Consider the following 24,180-nt stretch of genomic DNA (forward strand, 5'->3'; position numbering starts at 1 on the left):
CTATGAAGCTCATACAATATTACATATTACTCTTATTTACACTGATAGCACTCACTGTCAGGGCACAACTCTATCCTGTACAGGTAGTGCCTACGGTAAATGCACCTTATAGCAGTAAGCTCGCTGATTATGCCAATCCGTTAGGAGGTAGAATGCAGTTACAACTCATCACTACTGACCTTAACATACAAAACAGGTCTGTACAGCTACACTTAGAGATTAAAGGTAATGGGCTAAAAGCACAGAGTTTACCCATCCTTAATGTGCGGACGTTGCGCATCAGCGGGGGGGAGATTACAAGCCTCTCGCAGAGTGATTTAGCTCCTTATTTTAAGCCTGAAAATCTGCAAGGTTTAAGCATGCAGCAGTATGCCCAGCCACTACCCGATGGGGTGTATTCCTTCTGTTGGAGGGTGCGCGATGTGCAGAGCGGAAAATGGCTCTCAGGCAGCCAATGTGCTACTATCTACCTGATGCTCAACGACCCTCCGCAGCTCAATCTCCCTACCGACAACGAGCGAGTGGCGGTGGGTAACTTCCCAAATATCATCTTTAGCTGGACGCCTCGCCACCTGAATGCAACCAATGTAACTTATGAGTTTGAACTGTGCGAGCTACTCGACCCTTCGCTCGACCCTCGTTTTGCCTTTGAGGTGAGCAGGAAAGTGCTCAAAGAGAGTGATTTGAGGATGACCACTCTGCTCTACGATTTGTCGAAGCCCAACCTTATCCCTGGGCATCGCTATGGTTGGCGTGTGCGAGCGGTATCTACGGCGGGATTGGTGCAGAATAGCGTTTTCAAGAACGATGGTTATAGCGAGGTGCATAGTTTTGTGTATGCCTCTGATTGTAAGGCACCTTGGGGGCTTGTCGTCACTGAGGAAAGTCCTGCTCGCATAAGGTTGCAGTGGCAAGGGGATAGTGCTCATAGGCAGTACCACATTCAGTATCGCAAAGCCAATGTAGTGGGTGCTGAGTGGTTTGACACTAATACTAAAGGTACAGAGGCTTATCTCACTGACTTAGAGGGGGGTGAGACTTATGAGGCACGTGTAGGAGCCTCGTGTGAACTGCCTAAATATGGGGTTAAGCCCAGCTATACTTACGGTGCGATTATGCGTTTTGAGGTAAAGAAATCCCCTACGGCAGCCGATAATGGCATCAACTGCGGGGCAGCTCCTGAAATCAAAATCACCGACCGCAAGCCTTTGGCAAGTCTTGTGGTGAATGAGACCTTTACTGCTAATGACTTCACGGTAAAGGTGTTAGAGGTGTCGGGAGACAATGGCGTCTTTACAGGCAAGGGCTATGTGGAAGTGCCTTTCCTTGCCAATGCTAAACTGGCGGTGAGCTTTAACAACGTGCAAATTAACAGCAGCCATCAGCTTATCGGCGGCGTGGTGGAAGCTGATTATGATAAGAAGTGGGGGGATGTCAATTTTGCTGAGAATCTCACAGGGGAAGGCAAAAGAAGCCAGAAAACCCTTACCGTATCTTTTGAGATTGAGCGTGTAGAGACCAATGAAAAAGGAGAGTTGATAGCTGTTGGTAAAGATGGGCGCCGTGAGGTATTTCCTGGTGGGAAAGACACCGTAATTACCGATAGCACAGGCAAGGTACATTATATAAATCAAAAGGGAGAAATCTCCGAACCACAGATTTTAGCTCAAGGTGGCAAACCTACCAAAGAAAATACCGATGGGGTCAATAAGAGTGGGGAGGCTACTTCCATTACTGCCAAAGGGATAAAGGTAACTTTTGAAAATGCGCCTAACTCCAAATACGCTTTTGATAAGCCTACCAAAGCCGAAAAACCTTATGAGAAAATAGAGGGTAAGCCTGTGCCTTATAAGGCTGTAGCTTTCGGAGCTACGGAGCCTTTTATCGCTAAGGTAAGTGCCCAAGGAAAGGAGGTAAACATTGATAGTCTGTTCTTTAAAACCAACAATGGCACTAAAATAGAGGCTAAACGCGATGGCAATAACTATATCTTGCAGCTTAAAGGCTTACAGAGTTTTGCCGTTGAACAGGTACAGGCAACTATTAAGCAAGGTAAAAAGTACAAGGTAGCAGGGGTGTTTAACTTGGTGCATATCACCCCGAGAACTGTAAAGGTAACGCTGGTGCCTACCTCTGTCAGCGTAAAACTCTCTGAGGAGCTTATCAGTCGTATTAAGGAGATTTACACGCCTATTGCGGTGGATTTGGACATTGCCAAAGGAAGTGTATTCGACATCAGTAGCCACCTAAAAGAGGGCAAGCTGCCTTCTGAAAATGCCTTTGGCGACCTTTCTACCTATAGCCCTGAGCAAAACGCCATCATTGCAGACTACAAAAAGGCAAACAACATCGATAACCAGCAGTATTATGTATTCGTAACCGATGTGCTAAGTACTTCTTTCCAAGAGGGGTATATGCGTATCAATGGGCAGTTTGGGTTTATCACCCCTACTGATTCTCAGAACACTAACAGCATTGTCCATACCATAGCCCACGAACTTGGGCACGGCATCTTTGCCCTCTCACATCCATTCAAACACACAGCCGACAAAGGAAAAACAGCCCTCTTAATGGATTATTCCTCTGGGGTTGCTTTCTCTTACCCAGAGTGGAAGGCTATCAACGACCCTAAAGTGAAGTTATACGCTTTTCAAGGACAAAGTGAGGGAGAGTATAGTGATAAAGAGTATATAGAAAAAATTATTAATAGAATGATATGTGCAGGATTAAATGATGAAAAAGAAATTCCTATGTACCATTTTCATAAGTCAGGAACTTTTAGAGAAAATGACTATACAATAATTATTGATCATAAAGAGAAAATTAATCTTGTTTCCTATAAAGCATATACCAAAAAAGAACACACTTTCTCCAAAGACGCTACAAGAATAACTAAAGATATTACAATATATTATGTTAACTTTGTTGGATTAACAATCAAATCAGAAAGTAAGAAAACTATAGAAGACCTCCTAACAAAAATAAAACCTAATGATGTTCAGTCAGTGAAAAAAACTTATGAAAAACGCTTTGAAACTTTGTGGAGTAAAATAAAAGATAAAAATGATTTCTCAAAAGTAGAAATCTCTAATTTAAAAGAAATGGTTTTATGTATGGGAGATAAGATAACTCCTATGAATAGGCTTTCTATCATTAAAAAAGTACTTGATTTTAGTTCTAAAGAAAATGAAGAAGACTTAATTCTTGACCTATTACAAACAACGAGTGAAAAAGACGCAAAGATTTTCTTACCTGCCCTAAAAAAAGATAATGATTTGATAAAAAGATTAATAGAAAAATTAGACGACAAAAACTTATTTTATGGGAATGAAAATAATAATCAACGTCTTTTTAAGGAATTGTTTAAATTATATCAAAAAGTATATCCCAAAACTAAGCGAAACTATGTGCAAGTTAGAGACTGGTTGTTAGGAAAATTAGCAGATGAGTTTATCCCTACAAATTATGACATAGCGAAAGAGTTTCTTGATAAAAAAGAAGAATTTACACCTGAAGAGATAAGTTCTTCGCGAGAACAAATAGAAAAGGTAACAGATAGTTTGCAAAAATCTGAATTATATCTAAAACTACAAGAAAAAGTACCTTACTATAGTCAAAGAAATAATGAATCTTTAGCAACAAAACAAGATGCAGCTAATAATCCTTGGTTGAAAGAAGGAGCTCCTGCAGGGGATATAATGTGTAATTTAACTTCTCAAGCAATGGGTTTGTATTACTTAGGGATTACTAAACCTTGCAAAGATTGTCCTGAAGAATGTAACCAATATGAACAGATGGAAGATTATTTAGAATGTATTAAAGAAACTAAAAAACTTGGTCATAGAGGATTAGGCTTAACAAGAGAAAAGATTTTAAATCTATTTAATATAGCTATTTATGAATATAAAGGACATAATAAAGTATTTCAAAAAGAAGAAATAACAAATCTTTTAAAACCTCACTTAGCAAAAGGTGATGCTGTGATTCTTTCAGCCTTTGGACATATTGTAAGGCTACAAGCTATTACAGATAAAGGGCTTATTGTTGATGATCCTTATGGTAAAGTTGTTGACTTCTCTAAAGGAGGAGCTACTGCTAAATATAAAAAAGGTAAAGACGATTATCGGAATGATAAAAAGAGTAATGATAACAAAGGAGATAATAATCTTTGGAAATGGGAAGATTTAGAGGAAAATGAAATAATTTTAAAAGGTTATGAAATATATTCTAAAACTAAAAAATAATTTAAAGATGAAAAAAACATTATTAATAGCACTTACTTTTATAAGTTTATGGAGCTGTCAAGGACAGACAACCTCTCAAAAAAAGATTGAAAAACAAATAGAGTACTCTGAAGTTACTCGGGTAGAGAACCCTGAGGAAGCAAGACTCAAAAGGTATCTAACTTTCAAGTCTTATTTTAAAAAAGAACTAAAACCTCCTGTTGATTTTACCAAAGAAATTTTTGGAAATAGAGAGGATACTTTGCCCAGAACATTGTACAATCAAATTATTTTCTTTGACCAAGAAAAAAATAATATTCAAGAGTACGCAAAGTTTTATACTCCTGATGGTGAGCTTATAGATAGGGTTAATACCTATGGTATTTTAGATACAACTTTTTTTAATGGAGGGTGTAATACACATAAAGAAAAATTTCAAACAAAACTATATCCTCTTGGGTATATAAAATTATCCGAAGAATATGATACTTTTGTAACAAAGGTATGTGAGATAGATATAATATACATTGATATTTTTGTTTTTAGTAAGGAAGGGAATATCAAGTCATTTGTAAGTGTATTTGAAATAGAACCTTCTAGAGATTGTGAAAAAACTTGGGAAGATTTTGTTTACAATTACAAAGTAGATACTTATTTTATACAATCGCGAATACAAAAAAATTATATTATTAAGAGAACTGAAAAAAGATTTGGTATGACTATCAAAACAGAATTACAGCTCCAAAAAGATGGTTATCTCAAAGAAATCAAATTAAAAAAAGAAGGTAAAAATGAATGGCTTGAAGATTAGTACATTCAAAAAGAATAGTAGTTGCAAAATCGTAGGTGTGAGCCGCAGTGGTGTACAGGATAGAAAGTTAAAACATCTTATTATTAACAATGAAAAAGATATTAGTAATACTTGCTTTTATAAGCTTATCAAGCTGTCAAGGACAGACAACCTCTCAAAAAAAGATTGAAAAACAAACAGAGGGAACTAAACCCACTTCGGAAGAAGATTCAACTAATGCAAGGTTTAAAAGGTATCTAACTTTCAAATCATATTTTAAAAAAGAGATAAAGCTCCCTGCTGATTTCACCAAAGAGGTTTTAGCAAATAAGGAGGATACCTTACCCAAGTATCTATATAACCAAATTATTTTTTATGACCAAGAAAAAAATAACGTTCGAGAATATGCAAAGTTCTATGCGCCAGATGGTGAGTTGATAGATTGGTCTGATACCTATGGCATTTTAGATACTATTCCTTCTAATGCAGGGTGCCATAGACATAAAGAAATATTTCAGCCTAAGCTATATCCTCTTGGATATATAGAATTAGCAGAAGAATATGATACTTTTGTAATGAAAACAAGTCATATAGATCTGATATACATCGATATTTTTGTATTTGACAAAGAAGGTCATATCAAATCGTTTGTAAGCATATTTGAAATGGAACCTTTTAGGAGCTGTGAAAAAACTTGGGAAGAGTTTGTTTACAATTATAAGGTAGATACCTTTTTTTTTCAATCACAAATACAAAAAAATCATATCATTAAGAGGACTGAAAAAAGATTTGGTATGACTATCAAAACAGAATGGCAACTTCAAAAAGATGGTTATTTTAAAGTAATAAAATTAAAAAAAGAAGGTAAAAATGAATGGCTTGAAGATTAGTACATTCAAAAAGAATAGTAGTTGCAAAATTGTAGGTGTGAGCCGCACTGGTGTACTAAGATAGAAAGTAAAACATATTATTAACAATGAAAAAGATATTAGTAATACTTGCTTTTATAGGTTTATCAAGCTGCCAAGAACAGAGGACATCTCAAAAGAGTGTTGAAGAACAAACAGAGCCATCTGAAGTTACTCAGGTAGAGAACCCTGAGGAAGCAAGACTCAAAAGGTATCTAACTTTCAAATCTTATTTTAAAAAAGAACTAAAACCTCCTATTGATTTTACCAAAGAATTTTTTGGAAATAGAGAGGATACCTTGCCAAGAACATTGTACAATCAAATTATTTTCTCTGACCAAGAAAGAAATAATATTCAAGAATATGCAAAATTTTACACTCCTGATGGTGAGCTTATAGATAGGGTTGACACCTATGGTATTTTAGATACAACTTTTATTGATGCAGGGTGTAATACACATAAAGAAAAGTTCGATGGAAAGCTATATCCTCTTGGATATATAAAATTATCTGAAGAATATGATACTTTTGTAACAAAGGTATGTGAGATAGATATAATATACATTGATATTTTTGTTTTTAGTAAGGAAGGGAATATCAAGTCATTTGTAAGTGTATTTGAAATAGAACCTTCTAGAGATTGTGAAAAAACTTGGGAAGATTTTGTTTACAATTACAAAGTAGATACTTACTTTATACAATCAAGAATACAAAAAAATTATATTATTAAGAGAACTGAAAAAAGATTTGGTATGACTATTAAAACAGAATTACAGCTCCAAAAAGATGGTTATCTCAAAGAAATCAAATTAAAAAAAGAAGGTAAAAATGAATGGCTTGAAGATTAGTACATTCAAAAAGAATAGTAGTTGCAAAATTGTAGGTGTGAGCCGCACTGGTGTACTAAGATAGAAAGTAAAACATATTATTATTAACAATGAAAAAGATATTAGTAATACTTGCTTTTATAGGCTTATCAAGCTGCCAAGAACAGAGGACATCTCAAAAGAGTGTTGAAGAACAAACAGAGCCATCTGAAGTTACTCAGGTAGAGAACCCTGAGGAAGCAAGACTCAAAAGGTATCTAACTTTCAAGTCTTATTTTAAAAAAGAAATAAAACTTCCAGCAGATTTTACTAAAGAATTTTATGGTAGTAGAGAGGATACTTTACCTAAAACGCTGTACAACCAAATTATTTTTTCAGACCAAGAAAGAAATAAGATTCAAGAATATGCAAAGTTTTACACTCTTGATGGTGAGCTTATAGATAGGGTTAACACCTATGGCATCTTAGATACAACACCTTCTAATGCTGGAAGTTATAGGCATAAAGAAAATTTTGAAACAAAGGTATATCCTTTAGGCTATATAAAATTATCCGAAGAATATGATACTTTTGTAACAAAGGTATGTCAGATAGATGTGATATATATTGATGTTTTTGTTTTTAGTAAGGAAGGGAATATCAAATCATTTGTAAGTGTATTTGAGATAGATCCTTTGAGAGATTGTGAAAAAACTTGGGAAGATTTTGTTTACAATTACAAAGTAGATACTTATTTTATACAATCGAGAATACAAAAAAATCATATTATTAAGTGGACTGAAAAAAGGTTTGGTATGACTATCAAAACAGAATGGCAACTTCAAAAAGATGGTTATTTTAAAGTAATAAAATTAAAAAAAGAAGGTAAAAATGAATGGCTTGAAGATTAGTACATTCAAAAAGAATAGTAGTTGCAAAATTGTAGGTATGAGCCGCACTGGTGTACTAAGATAGAAAGTAAAACATATTATTATTTATATTACAATTTATCAGAAATAGATAACAACTGTATATATGATTTAGTAATAGGAAAAGAGGTTGGAAAATGTAAAAATGAAATAAAAGGATTTGTCAAATTAAATACAGATAATCATATCGTTACAGGTAAATACCTACAAACATATATATACATATATATAAAAACTGATTTCACTCTTCTTTGGCAAAAAGAGATGCGAGATTTTTTCAATAATGAGGAAGACAGTGAAAATAATCAATTACAAATACAAGAAATATATGCCTATAAAAACACTTTTATTGTAGTAACTACGTTTGGCACTGTTTGCTTAAAACAAGTTGATGGTTCACTGTTTTGGAAAACAGATAGTTATGCTCGCACAATGGAGATTGTTGGCAATATAGGTTATGTGTGTACCAGCCTTTCTTTGTATAAGATAAATTTAGATACAGGAGAAGAGAGTGGCTATGGATGGATTCACGATCGTTTACCTGATTTTGAGTATGGAGATAGGAGCTACTGGCCTGCTGGGCATAGGGTAGTATACCACAATGGTTTTTTATGGTACTTGGTGTACGATGCTGGAGATAGCTTTATCATTGCTATTAATCCAGAAACAGGAGATTATGAATGGATACACAAAGTAGATACTTATGAAAAAGCTGATGAAATTCAGTTTTATGAGGATAAAATGTTTGTGTTAGATACAGGAGGTTACCTACATATTTATGAAAAAGAAGATGTGTAGATTTATTTTGTCATATCAAGTCTAAAAAGTAGCAATAAGTACAATGCTAAAACCCTTGAATATGTTGAAAACTTTCTTAAAGGATTTGATGCCAAAAAGTTAGAGAAGTTAGCAGAAGTACCTGGTTTTGACAAAGTAGTAGAAGATATGGCTACTTATGGTAAAAAGTTTGCAGGAGGTAAGTTTCAGTTAGAATATGCTGAAAAACTTTTAGACCAAGGTAAAGTGTTGAAGTTTGAGGTTAGTAACTTATCAAATAATTTAACGCGTATTTACGATATTCAAGTAGAGTTTTTTGAAAAAGGACAGAGGTTTATTAAGAACTTGGAATTAAAAAACTGGGGAAAATTCTACCCTGAGACTATCAAAAATCAATTCTTAAAAGACCTACAAAAAATGAATAATCTTGGCGATATACAGTGGATTTTCAGAAAAACTGCTAATATAGCTGATATGACAACTTTGAAAAATGGGGTTTTACAAGCATTAAAGAAAGCTGATGGAAAAGCAATTGAGGAGTTAGGAAACATTTCGTTAGATCAAGTAAAAAAACTCTTTAAAAATGAAGCAAAATTTATCAATAAAGGAAATAGAATTGAATTTCTTCTAAAGAAATTAGAAGATGATAAAGTTTTCAATAAAATATTTGAAATAGTTGAATAGTTATGTTCACAAAAAGAAAGAGAATAAAAGCTCATTATTTTGAGATATACAAAGATAAGCTATTTATTTTAGAGGATGATTGTAGTCCTTTGTATGTTTACGATATACATACATTTCATCTGATTGCAAAGTTGGGCGATAACTATGGAGGTGGATTATATGCTATAAATGATCTTGTTGTTGATGAGCATTTAAAAGGGGTTAATGTTGATACGCTATCAAAAGTACCTTCTTTTTATAATTGTAGTAATACTTATTATTATATAGCCAATAGTAAGTATATAATTATAAGGAAATTTATCACGGACTTTAGTTTAGAGTTACATATAATCCGTTTGGATAATTATCAAATTGTTAGAAAAATAAAAGATACAAGCGGGACAATTAGGTTATTTACAGAATCAAATGATTTAATCTGCTCAACAGAGGATTTTCTATTTTTATATAAAGATTTCACTCTTCTTTGGCAAAAAGAGATGCGAGATTTTTTCAATAATGAGGAAGACAGTGAAAATAATCAATTACAAATACAAGAAATATATGCCTATAAAGACACTTTTATTGTAGTAACTACGTTTGGCACTGTTTGCTTAAAACAAGTTGATGGTTCTTTAATTTGGAAAACAGATAGTTATGCTCGCACAATGGAGATTGTTGGCAATATAGGTTATGTGTGTACCAGCCTTTCTTTGTATAAGATAAATTTAGATACAGGAGAAGAGAGTGGCTATGGATGGATTCACGATCGTTTACCTGATTTTGAGTATGGAGATAGGAGCTACTGGCCTGCTGGGCATAGGGTAGTATACCACAATGGTTTTTTATGGTACTTGGTGTACGATGCTGGAGATAGCTTTATCATTGCTATTAATCCAGAAACAGGAGATTATGAATGGATACACAAAGTAGATACTTATGAAAAAGCTGATGAAATTCAGTTTTATGAGGATAAAATGTTTGTGTCAGATACAGGAGGTTACCTACATATTTATGAAAAAGAGGAATAAGATTTTTATTATTTAAATATTTTGAGGTGTCAAGTTAATGGCATATTAACAGAGGTTGGAAAATAGGTTCTCTTTCAAGCATTCTTTTTATTAAACTGTTAAAGATAGTCTCTTTGCTCTGTGAGCGATTGATTCTAAAACTATACTCAGCTAAATAGCGGTCTATATTAAACTCTGAAACCCAAGAATATATACCTCTTATCCAAGATTTTACTTGGTGTATTACTTTGTGTAATGTAGGAAAATTCTTTCCATTATTACTAAGTCTGTTTTAAAGCGTTCAGTAAACTCTAAGAGGCTTTGTCCTTTGAATAATTCCATAATACATTAATTTTCAGAGTGCAAATATATGAAAATACCTTGACACCTCAAACCAAATATTTGAAATAGTAGAATAATTTATGTATAAAAAAATTAATACTGATAAAGATAAAATAGGATTATATTTAACTTCAAAGTACCTATGCTATACTTTGAAATCAGAAGAATATAGATTATATGTTTGTAGTATTGAGGATGAGTCTGAGATTATCTTCATTTCAGAAGAAAAAAAAGTAAATTATTATAGTATCTATGGAGACAATTTAATTTATATTTCAAGAGATGAAGATTCTACCTTTTTGGTTAATTTAAAATCAAAAAATAAAAATCAAATAGATGAAATCTTATATGATCTAGTTGATAATTATTATAAGAAAAATAAAAATTATTATTGTGATAATAATCACGTATATATATACGATTTGCTTTCTGGAAACATTGTCAAAATAATTAAAAAAACTATTATTGGTTATCCTAAACTAGGCACAGATAACTACATTATTACAAACAATAATATATATATATATATGTATACTCAAAAACAGATTTCACTCTTCTTTGGCAAAAAGACCTATCGGAACAGACACAGTATACTGAATGGGATGGTACAGAGGAAAAAGGAAAAATAAGAGAAGTATATGAATATCAAGATTCTGTGATTGTGCTAACACAGATGTTTATTTTGCGGATAGACCTACAAACAGGTGATATTATTTATTCTCTACAACTTCCTGCAGGATTAATGGAGTTATCTATTGTAGGCGACAAGGCTTATGGCTGTTATGGTTACCACTATATGGAGGTAGATATTGAAAAAGGAAAACTATTGAATTTTGTGCGTATTGAAAATGCTGTATATCAAGGTAAAGAGTATAATGCTATTATGGACTCTCCTAAATTTCACGAGGGGTATGTCTTTCACGGTGTGCGCTTAGAAGGTGGGTACTATGCCATTAGTGCCCTTGACGCACAAACAGGAAAACGTATGTGGATTGACCTATTAGGCACTTATATGGTTGAAAAAATAGAATTTTACGAGAACAAGATGTTTGTATCAGATAGTGGGGGAAGTTTGTATATTTATGAAAAAGAGGAATAAGATTTTTGAGGTGTCAAGTTAATGGCATATTAACAGAGGTTGGAAAATAGGTTCTCTTTCAAGCATTCTTTTTATTAAACTGTTAAAGATAGTCTCTTTGCTCTGTGAGCGATTGATTCTAAAACTATACTCAGCTAAATAGCGGTCTATATTAAACTCTGAAACCCAAGAATATATACCTCTTATCCAAGATTTTACTTGGTGTATTACTTTGTGTAATGTAGGGAAATTCTTTCCATTATTACTAAGTCTGTTTTAAAGCGTTCAGTAAACTCTAAGAGGCTTTGTCCTTTGAATAATTCCATAATACATTAATTTTCAGAGTGCAAATATATGAAAATACTTTGACACCTCAAACCAAATATTTGAAATAGTAGAATAGTTATGTATAAAAAGATTGAAATAAAGAAAGGCATTAGTAGTTTTTATATAAATGAAAAATATGTTAAATATGTCCAAAAATCACTTGAAGGCAAAATTAAAGTTGAAAATCATCTAAAAGAAGTCATTTTTACTTCAAAACAAAATTGGATAAACCGATCTTGCCTTGTTGGAGATAATCTATGCTATTCATCCTATGATGAAGATTTTACAAGAATACAAAAATTAGATGATAACAAATCAATAATATTGGATGTTTTATTATCTGATATTACCTCTGATACTCCAAACATATATGATAATTTATATTATAATTTATCAGAAATAGATAACAACTGTATATATGATTTAGTAATAGGAAAAGAGGTTGGAAAATGTAAAAATGAAATAAAAGGTTTTATAAAATTAAATACAGAGGACTACATACTTACAAAAAAAGAAACATTTATTTACAATTACTCAAAAACAGATTTCACTCTTCTTTGGCAAAAAGACCTATCAAAATTGACACAGTATACTGAATGGGATGGTACAGAGGAAGAAGGAAAAATAAGAGAAGTTTATCATTATAAAGATTCTGTGATTGTGCTAACACAGATGTTTATTTTGCGGATAGACCTACAAACAGGTGATATTATTTATTCTCTACAACTTCCTGCAGGATTAATGGAGTTATCTATTGTAGGCGACAAGGCTTATGGCTGTTATGGTTACCACTATATGGAGGTAGATATTGAAAAAGGAAAACTATTGAAGTTTATTCGTATTGAAAATGCTGTATATCAAGGTAAAGAGTATAATGCTATTATGGACTCTCCTAAATTTCACGAGGGGTATGTCTTTCACGGTGTGCGCTTAGAAGGTGGGTACTATGCCATTAGTGCCCTTGACGCACAAACAGGAAAACGTATGTGGATTGACCTATTAGGCACTTATATGGTTGAAAAAATAGAATTTTACGAGAACAAGATGTTTGTATCAGATAGTGGGGGAAGTTTGTATATTTATGAAAAAGAGGAATAAGATTTTTGAGGTGTCAAGTTAATGGCATATTAACAGAGGTTGGAAAATAGGTTCTCTTTCAAGCATTCTTTTTATTAAACTGTTAAAGATAGTCTCTTTGCTCTGTGAGCGATTGATTCTAAAACTATACTCAGTTAAATAGCGGTCTATATTAAACTCTGAAACCCAAGAATATATACCTCTTATCCAAGATTTTACTTGGTGTATTACTTTGTGTAATGTAGGGAAATTCTTTCCATTATTACTAAGTCTGTTTTAAAGCGTTCAGTAAACTCTAAGAGGCTTTGTCCTTTGAATAATTCCATAATACATTAATTTTCAGAGTGCAAATATATGAAAATACTTTGACACCTCAATTAAATAATTTAAAATATGTCAAAATAGAATATATCTGCATTATTTAGATAATAGTTTACACATCTTTGAAAAAGAATAATTCATATATTTGCAAAAATAATTCAATATAAAATCCTATGAAAACCCACCTTTTTACATACTTCTTTCTACTCTCTGTAGTAGCCTTTTCCCAGCCCACAAAGGCTATAGACACCCTAAAAGCAAAGGGCGTTAGCACTATGCAAACCATTGAGAAGGAAGAACTTTGGGCAAATCGCATCTCAATGAAGGAGCTGGCATCACTACCTGTGGGTATCAAAACCCGCAGAGATGGCGACAATGCTACGTATGCCATTGGTATCAGCAAGGCTGTTTTCCACGAAGGATATACTGAGGTAGAAGTATTTGCAAAGGTGGATATACCCCAAAAAGGAGATGATGGTCGCCCCATATCACTATTCTTCGGAGCAACTAATATAAAACTCTCCAAGCAAGGCGGTATTATCGGAGAGGCAAAGCTCGCACTGCTGGGGGATGTCTCTATTCCCATCAATAAGGACACTTGGCAACTCAGCCTTTACGGCGGCTTTGATATGTCCACAGGAAAAACTGAAGACCTCACTTACGTCGAGATAGACTGCGATGGCTTCAAAAAACTAAAACTCTCAGGGGCTGTAGAGTTCTCTCGTAACCTTATTCTGCCCCTTGAAAATGCTACAGTCAATGAGGCAAAAGAAAGCACTATGGTAACCCTTTCCAATGGGCGACAGATGAGTGCCCCCAACCGCGTACGTGGGCTTTTTAATATAGAAGCTGCCTCGTGGAATGACATAGTGGTAAAAGTCTCCTTAGAGCCTTTTGTGCTGGCAAAAAAGCAAAACGGACAGAACTACGAAGGCAACTTCCAATTCTTGGTAAAAGACGCCGTCCTTGACCTGAGTGACCTCAAAAACGATGATGCTGTAAAGTTCCCCAATTCCTACCAAAAGAAAGGACTACTACTCCCCTCAGAAGACCTATGGAAAGGCATCTATGTTGATAAGTTTGAGATAGGACTACCTGTGGAGTTTAAAACCTCAGAAAAAGCCGCTAAAAACGAGCGTGTACGGGTAGGCGCATCAGGCTTGATCATCGATAAGTACGGGCTTTCAGGCGACTTCTTCGCTGAAAATGTATTTACCCTCAATGAAGGAATTACCGACAAGGAAAACGCCTGGGCGTACTCCTTAGACTATCTATCGGTGCAGATAGAAACCAATCGCTTTGTAAAAGCACAACTCAGAGGTGAGATCGTGCTGCCTGTAACCAAGATGCAAAAGGAAAACAACGGTAAGAAGTTAGGGCTAAACTATGAAGGGCTGATTTCCGAAGGCGACTATAAGCTCGTAGTGCAGACCAAGGACACCATTGCCTTTGATATATGGAAAGCCAAAGCCCAACTTTTTGAGAATAGTAGTGTAGAACTCCGCGTAGCCGAAGGGCATTTCCTACCGAAAGCCAACCTACACGGACGCATTGACTTTGCCGCCAATAGAAGCCACAACGACGCTACAACGAATACACTCGCTAAGAAAACCCTAGACTTTAAGGGTATTACCTTCGAGAACCTAACCTTGCAGACTGTATCTCCAATGATACAAGTAGGAAATATGAGCTACAAAGGCGACATCTCCTTTGGCAATTTCCCTGTAAGCATCAAACGTTTTGAGGTGAAAGCCAATGATAAGCAAGCAAATCTCTACTTTGACTTAGCCCTAAACCTAATGGACAAAAGTGAGTTTGCTGCTGAGGCTAAGGTAGGTATTTTGGGAGAACTCTCTTCTGAAAGTGCTCGCACCCAATGGCAGTTCAAAGGCTTGGATGTATCAGCAATCAAAATAGACACCAAATTCAGTGGGTTTACTATGAGGGGACAGTTAGACCTTTTAGAGAATCATCCTGTTTATGGCAATGGATTTAATGCGGATTTACAAGTTTCTGTTAATGGAGGTTTTGATGTGAAAGCTAAAGCTATTTTTGGAAGAAAAGAGTTTAGGTATTGGTATTTTGATGCGAGTGCCAAACTCTCCACAGGCTATCTTATCAATGGTTTTGGTGGGGGTGCTTACTATAAAATGAGGCGTGCCGACTTTGCTTCTCCCTCTGAGTTCTCTCCTACAGGACTTACCTATGAGCCTGACCCCAAAGCTGGTTTAGGGTTAAAAGCCTTAGTGAGCTTTGCTATAGGTTCTGATAAAGTATTCAATGGAGAAGCTGCTTTTGAAATGCGTTTTAACCAGCGAGGGGGCTTGGATTACGCTTCTATCTATGGCAAGGGAAATGTGTTAGCCGAGATACCAGGCTTAGACCAAGTCTCTAATCTAGTGTCAAAAGTCAATAAATCATTAGAGAGCAAAGCTGCTTTCTTGCGTTTAGAGACCAACCCCGATAACCAAAGTAGTTTCCAAAGGCGTTTCTTACCAATGGCAGAGACGGCTGTTCCTTCTTCAAATGACAATAGTGCTGTGATACAATTCAAAGCAGCAATTCAGTTTGATATTGAAAACAACAGTACTCACGGTACTTTGGACACTTATATCAATGGTGGTTTTATAGCTGGATTGGGGGAAAATGGTCGTGCTGCTTGGGCAGTGTTCCACAAAGACCCTAAAGATTGGTATCTCTATATTGGGACACCTGATGACAGAGCAGGTATAAAATTAGGAGTAGGGAGCATTTCACTAAAAACAGGTTCTTACTTTATGGCTGGCACACAACTACCAGGCTCACCTCCACCTCCTGTAGAAGTAGCACAAATACTTGGTAGAGATATAAATGAACTCAACTATATGCGTGATGAGAATACCCTTGCTAATGCAGGTGGTATAGCATTCGGATCCAACCTAAGTATAGATACAGGTGATTTAGCATTCCTTATTTTCTATGCCAATTTTAAAGCAGGGGTTGGATTTGACCTAATGCTCAAGGATTATGGAGAAGCTGCTTGTAAAAATACAGGTAAGCAAGTTGGTATCAATGGTTGGTATGCCAATGGTCAGTCTTATGCTTACTTGCAAGGGGAGTTAGGAGTACGCATCAAGTTGCTTTTTGTTCGTATGAAAGTGCCAATTATTCAAGGCTCAGCAGCAGTGTTGATGCAAGCAAAACTTCCTAATCCTTTTTGGATGCGTGGGTATGTAGCTGGGAATATGAACATCTTGGGGGGACTTATCAAAGGGCGTTTTAACTTTAAGGTAACTCTTGGAGAACAATGTGAATTTGCTAATAGCTCTGTGATGGATGGAATGAAAATTATCACTGATGTAAGCCCTAAGAACAACTCCGAAAAGGTAGATGTATTTACTACTCCACAAGCTACCTTCTCAATGAAAGTCAATGAGCCTATTGTGATACCTGATGACAATGGTAAGACAACCTACAAAATCATCTTAGAAAAGTTTGAGGTAGTCGATGATAAAGGACAAGCAGTTGCTGGGGGTATAGAGTGGTCTCGTGCTAAAGACCGTGCCAATTTTGTGTCTACTGACATACTCCCTCCTAATAAATCTTACAAAGCAAAGGTAGAAGTGAGTTTTCAAAAACAAGAAAATGGCATCTTCCGCCCTATAATGGAGAATGGACAAATAGTAAAGGAAATAGAAGTAAGAACCTTCACCACAGGCGATGCCCCTAACCATATTCCTTTGCAGAACATTGAGTATGCTTACCCTGTGGTAGACCAAAAATATTTCTTCAAAGAGGAATATGATAAAGGCTATATCAAGCTCAAACGCGGTCAGGATTATCTATTTGATATTCCTAATTGGGAGACAGAGGTGCACATTACCCAGAGCGATAGCAACAAAGCACAAAAAACCTCATTTGTCTACGATTCTACCACTAATGAAATTAGCTATACAATGCCAGAGATTAAAACCTCACAAGCCTATCAAATGAGTATTATAAGCTATCAGAAAGGTAAGAAAGAGCCACAACAAAAAGAACAAGAGCCAGAGAACATCAATATTAAAGAAACTCAAGAAGGCAATGATTATGAGATTGCTCAAAACAAAGCTGAAGAGCTATCTAAAGAAGGAGAAATCAATCGTCTGATCTATGCTTTTGCAAGTAGCAAACATAGAACTTTTTCTGAGAAAATTGCAGCTGTCAAGGTAGATGATCACCAATTTGAAAATATATCTCCAAGAGTAAAATCTCTTAAAAATATGATTAAAAAAGGTGAGCCTTTTGAAGAGATGGATTTAGTAGAGACCGCTTACACAGGAAATCAAGCCCTTATCAGTGTAGAAGCTACCTTAGACGATGCTTATTTCCGGGAAGATATAAACCCAATACTCTACTCACAGTTGCCTATTGATGGTAGATTTACCATCAAAAACCGCGATGTGCAAGAATATGGGCTTGTGCCTAAAAAAGCTATATCTATTGATAATTATTATCTTACAAGTGTACGAAATAATACAATAACACCATTTGTATTAGAGTTTTTCCCATACATATATGATATATCTTTTGCTTATATGAATGATTATAAAGACATAGAAAATCAAATAGTCAGCTTAGCGTCAGATAGAGGAATATCACAACTGAATGGAGCAAATCATTTTCTAAGATCTGATTTTAAATCTATAAGAAAAGGGGATTATAAAATCTTAATGCGATATACCCTACCAGGAAACAAAAAAACATCTGAAGGAATACAAATATACAAAAAATGGTAAGGTATGATTAAGTATATTTTTATACCCCTATGTATTCTCTATATCACTGCAGGGTTCTCTCAAGAGAGTCCTGCTATTACTACTGCCTTTCCTTTTTTGCTTATTTCCACCGACCCTATCGCCTCTGGGATAGGGGATATAGGCGTTGCTTCTTCAGCTGATGCTTTTTCTCAGAAGTGGAACTCATCTAAGTATCTATTTGCAGAAAACACATCTGCCATAGCTGCTACTTACACGCCTTATCTGAGCTCAATTGCCAAAGATATTTTCTTAGGTAATATAACTTATTACAAAAAATATAGGCGTAGTGCTTTGGGTTGCTCATTTACTTATTTTAGTGTAGGAAAAGTAGAGCTCAATCAGAACTATGGCAATCAAACCTTGAGTTTGGGCAATTACCGCCCCACAGAGTTTGCTTTTGACCTTTCTTATAACCTACTGCTCAGTGAGCACTTTGCTATGGGGGTTACGGCCCGCTACATACGCTCTGCCTTACAGCTCCCGACCGATGACCGTAGTGTTGCCAATGGGATTGCCTTTGACATCTGTGGTTATTACACCTCAAAAGAACATCTTATCAGTGATTATATCGGGAGTTATACTTTAGGGTTTCAACTCTCTAATTTAGGACAAAAGGTAAAATACGATAAACTCGGACAAGAGTTCTTCATTCCTACTAACCTAAGAATAGGAGGTGGCTATCATTTACATATTGATCAAAGCAATGCTTTATCACTGCTCATTGAAGCGAATAAACTCTTAGTACCCTCCCCTCAAAAGGACAGAAGTGAGCAGCATAAGACTTTCTTAGAGGGCATATTTAGCTCTTTTACAGATGCACAAGGTGGTATTACAGAGGAACTCCAAGAGGTTTCTCTATCCTTTGGAGTATCGTATAATTTTGAAAATACTTTCTTCCTACGCACAGGTTATTTCACAGAAAGTGAACTTAAAGGTTATCGCAAATACCTAACTATAGGCACGGGCTTTAGCCTTAATAGCATTCAATTAGATTTTTCTTATCTTTTTAATACTTCAAAAGTTCCCAATCCACTAAGTTCTTCTTTAAGAATTGGGATACAATATAAACGTTAAGAGCCTTTTCCTACGACTTCGGAGTGCTACATTCTGCGCTCCCTTGCACACAAGTAGTTTTGAGCAGCTGAAAAGGTTTTAAGCTGCTCAAAACACAACTTGTTACCATCGGGTGATCGTAAAACATAGCCCTTCGGGCTATATTTAGGTTAGCCTACAAACTGCGCCACAGCGCACTCATCTACATATTTTGAAGGGTATTTTTACCCTAAAAACAAGATTTTTGCTTTATGCTGCAAAACATTGTGTTTTGAGTGTCTTTTGTTTTATTAACTTATTGATTTATAGATATTAATCTGTTCTAACGTTACAACGTTGTAACGTTAGAACGCTCGTACGTACCAACGTATGTAAGTGTGTGCGAATGTATGTATGTACAATCGTACTAATATACGTACATACGAACTAACATACGTGCGTGTGAACGTATGTACTTACGAACGAGCATATGAACGTACTAACGTACGTAAGTGCGTACGAACATACGTTAGTTGGTACGTACTTATCTATGCCCTCTCTCCGCATATTTTTTTTGGCAAAAAAAGCCGCTTATGGAACTTGACGTTTACGAGAGCAAGCCGACCGTAGGGTTTTAGCGGCACAAGGTTTGGACTGAAAAAATACTACCTAAACAAGCGAAGCGCAGCGACCGCGCGAAGTAATGGTGGAGATTTTTTTAGTACAACCGAAGGCTTGACCTTGTGCCGAATCAAAACACGTAGGTAACTTTGCTCTCGCGAGCGCAATTCTATAAGCGGTTATTTCTAAAAATAAGACTGTTATAATTAATATCATAGAAAATAAAAAGCCACAGAGAAATGCTCTCTATGGCTTAAAATAGCTATTAAGTTCTATAAATATTTATACTTGCTGTGTCATCTGTGCGAATTGGTCGAATTTCTGGACGATTAGATCTACATCCTTACTGATTTTATTGTTCGTTATCTTGGCATAAATCTGGGTAGTACGCAAATCTTTGTGTCCCATCATCTTGCTAACACTCTCCAATGGGATACCTTCTGTTACAAAAAGTGTCCCAAAGGTATGTCTTGCCCAGTGAAAAGATATAGGTTTATGCTTTACACTCCCACAATCAGCCATAATGGTTTTCAAATGGGTATTACAGGTAGCATTGCAGATTCTTGGAAATAAATAATCATCTTTAGTCAGTCCCTCATACTTTTTGATAATATTTTGAGCGACTTCTAACAAACGCACATTAGAGGCAGTATTAGTCTTTTGTCTGCGTTTGATAATCCACATATTCCCATCAAAAAAGGTTTGTATATGGGTCTTTTTAAGCTGTTGTACATCTACGAAAGCAAAACCTGTAAAGCAACTAAAAACAAACATATCACGAGTGAGTTCAATACGCTTATTCTTAGGCTCGTAAGCGATGAGCTTCTCAATTTCTTCCCTGACTAAATAGCCTCTATCAGTCTCCTGCATTGTAATGTGGAAATTCCTAAAAGGGTCTTTGTATATCAACTCTTGATCCACTGCCATTGAAGTCATCTTTTTAAGCGGCAAAATATACGTCAAGACTATGCCGATATTTATTCTCAGGTAATAATCAAAATCATTGATAAACTCCTCTGTAAGCTCTCTAAAAGTGATATCCTTACGCTTGTATTTGTAGGAGATGAAGTTTCTAAGATGGTTATAAACAAGGCGATATGATTTAAGTGTGCTGAGTGCTCGAGTGCCTTTTTCATACATCTTGGTAAAGTCTTTCAAAAACTTTTTGTAGAAAGAGAGTAGCGTTTCTTCCGTTACATCAAAGCCCAAAAAGGTATTTTTGAGTTTGTCAGCAGTTACAAAATTATCGTGCTTTATCAGTTCATCATAAAGCGATTGCAAACGGGTACGAACCTCATCTAATTTGAGGTTTATCTTTAGTGCCTCATCAGCTTTACCAGAGACACGTCCGAACTTTAAGTCCCATTTATCAGGGAGTACTTCCTGCTTAGTGCTAAACTGTGCTTGTTTGCCATCAATGGTAATTCTGCACATAATAGCGACCTTGCCATTCTTCTTGGGTGCGTTCTTTTTGAGGTAAAAGAGCACCTTAAACGTTGATTTTCTGTTCTGTTTCATCACTCTGTTTATTTGGTTACAAAATTAGAATAAACGGAGTTATCTCACAATATGAAAACAAACGCAAAACACTGAAATATAGTCTATTACAATTAATTCAGTCAAAATGGTAATAGGTAATGATTTAGAGACCTAACTTTGTCCAACTCTGAAAATCCTTTGCTGGAAAGGCTTTCCAAAGTATCTCAGTGATTTTGTAACAACCTGTTATAGTGATTATTACATTTTATTGCGTTGAGATGCTTTTTTTTGTTCATTTGGAAAAAAAAGAACACCAAAATTCAGGAACTTTGGGCAAAGATACAATAATTCATTGGATTATTAGCTTTTTAAGTGTAGAAAAAAAGATTTAGCTTTAATAAAGGAGTGCAACCAGATGTTTATTTTCTTGATGTAACTTGAAATCGAATGCTCCTATTAGGGTTTATCTCCAAGTTTCTAAAAAAAACGTTTAAATACGTTTATTATATACACCCAAGACTACAAGGTTGACGAAAAATAAATGTAAAACATACCCTTACAACCTCTTATCAAAGTATACTTTTCAAGCTACAAACATATAGCTCTTTACCAAACTACTTACCCGAATAAGCATCAATAAGTGCTTCCAATGCTGGTATAGGAGTAGAATTCGTATCTTCGATAGCATTGTTAAATTTAAACTGCAAAGAGCCATGATTCAAACGTCCTGCTCCATAGAATCCCGTGACTTGAGAAGGAACAAGAGAGGTTGCATCTGGGTTATACGAATACATTAGTGCAGTATTTGTATCAAAGTTGTTATAGGTATTTCCACCATAAAGCGTTTTAACAGAGGCTGGTACTTTTTCATTACGTGAAATAGCATGATAAAAATCAAAGCTGCTATTATTATCTGCATAGCTAATTGGAGTATAAGCATTCTCTGATCCCTTCTCTGTAAATAAACTCCCATACTCTTTCACCATACCTCCAGGCTCACCAGAGAATTTGCCAGCACCTTTTTCATCACTTCCCTGCTTTGATATCAAGATAGGATTCTTTGTAGCACGAAAATAGTTATTTTCTGAGAAAACACTGCAACCCATCGTTGCACCAATTCCATATTTTGCACAACCATCATAGTAGTTATTCCATAAATGAACGCTAATCGTACGAACACGTGCATGACGAGAGTCACTATGATCAAACCAGTTGTGGTGATAAGTGATATAATTAGGACCTGTTTCTTTATTCATACCACACATACTTGTCTTTCCTGTGTCCCAGAAATGACAGTTGTCTATTGTGACAAACTTTGAATCAGTCTTCACATCAATAGAACCATCTCCCTTAATATGATCTCCACCGCTCGCCTTTCCGTAGAATAAATCCATGTGATGAACCCATATATTAGAATTATTTGTGTCAAGTGACACACCATCGTCCATAGCTCGCATGATACCTAAATTGCGAAATTCAACACTCTTAGCATTCCTTACTAAAAAGCCAAAACCATAGATACTAGCATCCTCACCAATTCCTTCAATGGTAATATTCATCTCACTATCTGCCTGCTTTCCCTTAATCTGTATACCTTCTGTACTGCTTCCAAAAGCATCAGTATCACTATTTCTAAGCAAACCTAAGATTCTAACAGACAATGGTGTGGTGATATTACCTTTCTGATAAGCGTTGAGAATAGCCTGAAGACCTGTGAACGTAGCCTTACCTAAACGAGCACTGACTGTTTTAGCATTGTCTTTATTTACATAAATAACAACCGCACCAGACTTCAATGTACCATCATCATTATAAGCACCTACACCCGAATAATTCTTATGAGCAAAGCCCTCACGTAGATAATTCAAGACTTTCAGCCCTGTTACCTCACCTGATTCGGTTTCTTTCCCAACTTTTACAGCTACGATTTTCAGAGAATAAGTACCAGCTTTTAATCCTGGAATATCAACTCGTACATAGCCATTATATAAGCGTATCAACTCGGCATCAACCTTGCTATAATCAGCATGTTGCCCACCTTTCACATAAACATTATAACCATCAGCTCCAGCTATAGGTTTCCATTTAGCGTAAACAGTCTCTAACCATCCTTTTGCCTCAGTGATTATCACTCCATTTCCTATTGTCTTACTCTCCACAGTTTTTGTTGTATCAGCAGAAATGCAAGCCGATGTATTAACCCATAAAAATAAGAACAATAAAATATTCTTATACAATCTAATGCTCATAAATCTCTTTTTTAGTTTTTTTATAAATACTTATTTTCTATGAAATTAGGTCATGTTGACCATAAATAAATTACGAATTATGTGAGAATCGAACTTAATAAATAAACTACAAATATTCTATTAACGTCAATAAACTCATTCTATACATATTCCAATATGCAAAGTTTATGAAGTTGTTTTAAACTTTTTAAATAAAATAAAAGTTCCCGAAAATTAGTAATTTTGTGTTTAAACACGTTTAGCATATTTAATTCATTATCAACATACCACAAATGAAAAATCCAATTCTATTTCCTGCATTTCTTTTATCAAATAGATAATATATGAAGGCAGTCTAAAACCTCCATTGTCATAAGATGATATGATAGAACAATATATATTTCCTTTTTTAATATTGAATTTTTTACAAAGCTGAATAATTGTATTGACATCTTCTTTGTGATTCATATCTATAATAATGTTTCTATGCTCCTCATTCACCTCAAAGTCTAAATCTAAACTCACCATTGAATGTTGTATCTCAATAAATTGGTCAAGCCCCATATTCAGCATTCTGAAAGCACAATTCACTTCATCAATTCCATTTTCTCTTTGTATATTCATCATAAAATTAATTTTCGCTGTATTTTTTGCACCTATTTGGAACATTACCCATCTGGAATATTGCCTATTAATTAAAAATAGATAATATAATTAATACCAAAAGTATTATTATTAGTATAAATGAATCAAAGACCCTTGCTATATTCATTGGGTTGTCATCATTTTTCTTC

At 35.1% G+C, this 24,180-nt stretch carries 16 protein-coding genes and 3 pseudogenes; 13 read left to right on the plus strand and 6 right to left on the minus strand.

The annotated features are described in order from the left end of the window. Positions 1–2: 2 nt before the first annotated feature. The 8 genes from DR017_RS11040 to DR017_RS11075 all read left to right on the plus strand — a co-directional run bounded on the left by DR017_RS11040 (position 3) and on the right by DR017_RS11075 (position 10,124). Positions 3–4,244: a fibronectin type III domain-containing protein gene (locus DR017_RS11040; protein ID WP_002678316.1), complete on the plus strand. Its 4,242-nt coding sequence runs from the start codon at positions 3–5 to the stop codon at positions 4,242–4,244. A gap of 7 nt (positions 4,245–4,251) precedes the next feature. Further along, positions 4,252–5,034: a hypothetical protein gene (locus tag DR017_RS11045; protein ID WP_081450858.1), complete on the plus strand. Its 783-nt coding sequence runs from the start codon at positions 4,252–4,254 to the stop codon at positions 5,032–5,034. An 89-nt stretch (positions 5,035–5,123) separates the two neighbouring features. Continuing rightward, entirely contained in the window at positions 5,124–5,903 is a 780-nt protein-coding gene (locus DR017_RS11050) for a hypothetical protein (RefSeq protein ID WP_002678363.1), read from the plus strand. Positions 5,904–5,989: 86 nt separating this feature from the next. Beyond that, on the plus strand, positions 5,990–6,769 hold the full coding sequence (locus tag DR017_RS11055; protein ID WP_002678381.1) for a hypothetical protein: 780 nt from the start codon (positions 5,990–5,992) through the stop codon (positions 6,767–6,769). A gap of 89 nt (positions 6,770–6,858) precedes the next feature. Next, positions 6,859–7,638 (plus strand): hypothetical protein, encoded by a 780-nt coding sequence (locus DR017_RS11060; RefSeq protein WP_002678485.1) that lies wholly within the window; start codon positions 6,859–6,861, stop codon positions 7,636–7,638. A 282-nt stretch (positions 7,639–7,920) separates the two neighbouring features. Beyond that, a complete protein-coding gene (locus DR017_RS11065; protein WP_146741538.1) occupies positions 7,921–8,454 on the plus strand; it encodes a PQQ-binding-like beta-propeller repeat protein in 534 nt (177 codons plus the stop codon). Between the two features lie 147 nt (positions 8,455–8,601). Next, complete coding sequence (locus tag DR017_RS11070; protein WP_002682390.1) at positions 8,602–9,117, plus strand: hypothetical protein; 516 nt, start codon at positions 8,602–8,604, stop codon at positions 9,115–9,117. A 2-nt stretch (positions 9,118–9,119) separates the two neighbouring features. Then, complete coding sequence (locus DR017_RS11075) at positions 9,120–10,124, plus strand: PQQ-binding-like beta-propeller repeat protein (protein ID WP_095909122.1); 1,005 nt, start codon at positions 9,120–9,122, stop codon at positions 10,122–10,124. Between the two features lie 34 nt (positions 10,125–10,158). Here the strand turns inward: DR017_RS11075 and DR017_RS11080 are convergent. Further along, a pseudogene (locus DR017_RS11080) lies at positions 10,159–10,386 on the minus strand (IS1595 family transposase); the annotation flags it as partial. A 211-nt stretch (positions 10,387–10,597) separates the two neighbouring features. On the opposite strand from DR017_RS11080, the gene DR017_RS11085 reads away from it, so the two are divergent. After that, positions 10,598–11,074: a hypothetical protein gene (locus tag DR017_RS11085; protein ID WP_146741539.1), complete on the plus strand. Its 477-nt coding sequence runs from the start codon at positions 10,598–10,600 to the stop codon at positions 11,072–11,074. 44 nt (positions 11,075–11,118) lie between these two features. Beyond that, complete coding sequence (locus DR017_RS11090) at positions 11,119–11,544, plus strand: hypothetical protein (protein WP_095909123.1); 426 nt, start codon at positions 11,119–11,121, stop codon at positions 11,542–11,544. 18 nt (positions 11,545–11,562) lie between these two features. Here the strand turns inward: DR017_RS11090 and DR017_RS11095 are convergent. Further along, positions 11,563–11,790: pseudogene (locus DR017_RS11095) on the minus strand (IS1595 family transposase); the annotation flags it as partial. A gap of 138 nt (positions 11,791–11,928) precedes the next feature. Between DR017_RS11095 and DR017_RS11100 the strand changes: the two are divergent. After that, positions 11,929–12,948 carry a hypothetical protein gene (locus DR017_RS11100; RefSeq protein WP_095909124.1) on the plus strand — a complete coding sequence of 340 codons (1,020 nt, stop codon included), beginning with the start codon at positions 11,929–11,931 and terminating at the stop codon, positions 12,946–12,948. Between the two features lie 18 nt (positions 12,949–12,966). On the opposite strand, the pseudogene DR017_RS11105 reads toward DR017_RS11100, so the two are convergent. Then, positions 12,967–13,194, minus strand: a pseudogene (locus tag DR017_RS11105) (IS1595 family transposase); the annotation flags it as partial. Between the two features lie 227 nt (positions 13,195–13,421). On the opposite strand from DR017_RS11105, the gene DR017_RS11110 reads away from it, so the two are divergent. After that, the gene (locus tag DR017_RS11110; RefSeq protein WP_232501564.1) at positions 13,422–18,005 is read left to right on the plus strand and encodes a hypothetical protein; all 4,584 of its coding nucleotides are present in this window, start codon (positions 13,422–13,424) and stop codon (positions 18,003–18,005) included. A gap of 3 nt (positions 18,006–18,008) precedes the next feature. Next, a complete protein-coding gene (porV, locus tag DR017_RS11115; protein ID WP_002681363.1) occupies positions 18,009–19,100 on the plus strand; it encodes a type IX secretion system outer membrane channel protein PorV in 1,092 nt (363 codons plus the stop codon). A gap of 861 nt (positions 19,101–19,961) precedes the next feature. Here the strand turns inward: porV and DR017_RS11120 are convergent. The 3 genes from DR017_RS11120 to DR017_RS11130 form a co-directional block, all read right to left on the minus strand. Then, positions 19,962–21,197, minus strand: a complete 1,236-nt coding sequence (locus tag DR017_RS11120) for a site-specific integrase (RefSeq protein WP_002681328.1) — start codon at positions 21,195–21,197, stop codon at positions 19,962–19,964. Positions 21,198–21,772: 575 nt separating this feature from the next. Further along, positions 21,773–23,407 carry a pectate lyase family protein gene (locus DR017_RS11125; protein WP_002681396.1) on the minus strand — a complete coding sequence of 545 codons (1,635 nt, stop codon included), beginning with the start codon at positions 23,405–23,407 and terminating at the stop codon, positions 21,773–21,775. Between the two features lie 258 nt (positions 23,408–23,665). Next, complete coding sequence (locus DR017_RS11130; RefSeq protein WP_232501563.1) at positions 23,666–24,013, minus strand: hypothetical protein; 348 nt, start codon at positions 24,011–24,013, stop codon at positions 23,666–23,668. Positions 24,014–24,180: the final 167 nt, after the last annotated feature.

The sequence above is a fragment of the Capnocytophaga sputigena genome, assembly GCF_900446695.1.
Taxonomy (GTDB): domain Bacteria; phylum Bacteroidota; class Bacteroidia; order Flavobacteriales; family Flavobacteriaceae; genus Capnocytophaga; species Capnocytophaga sputigena.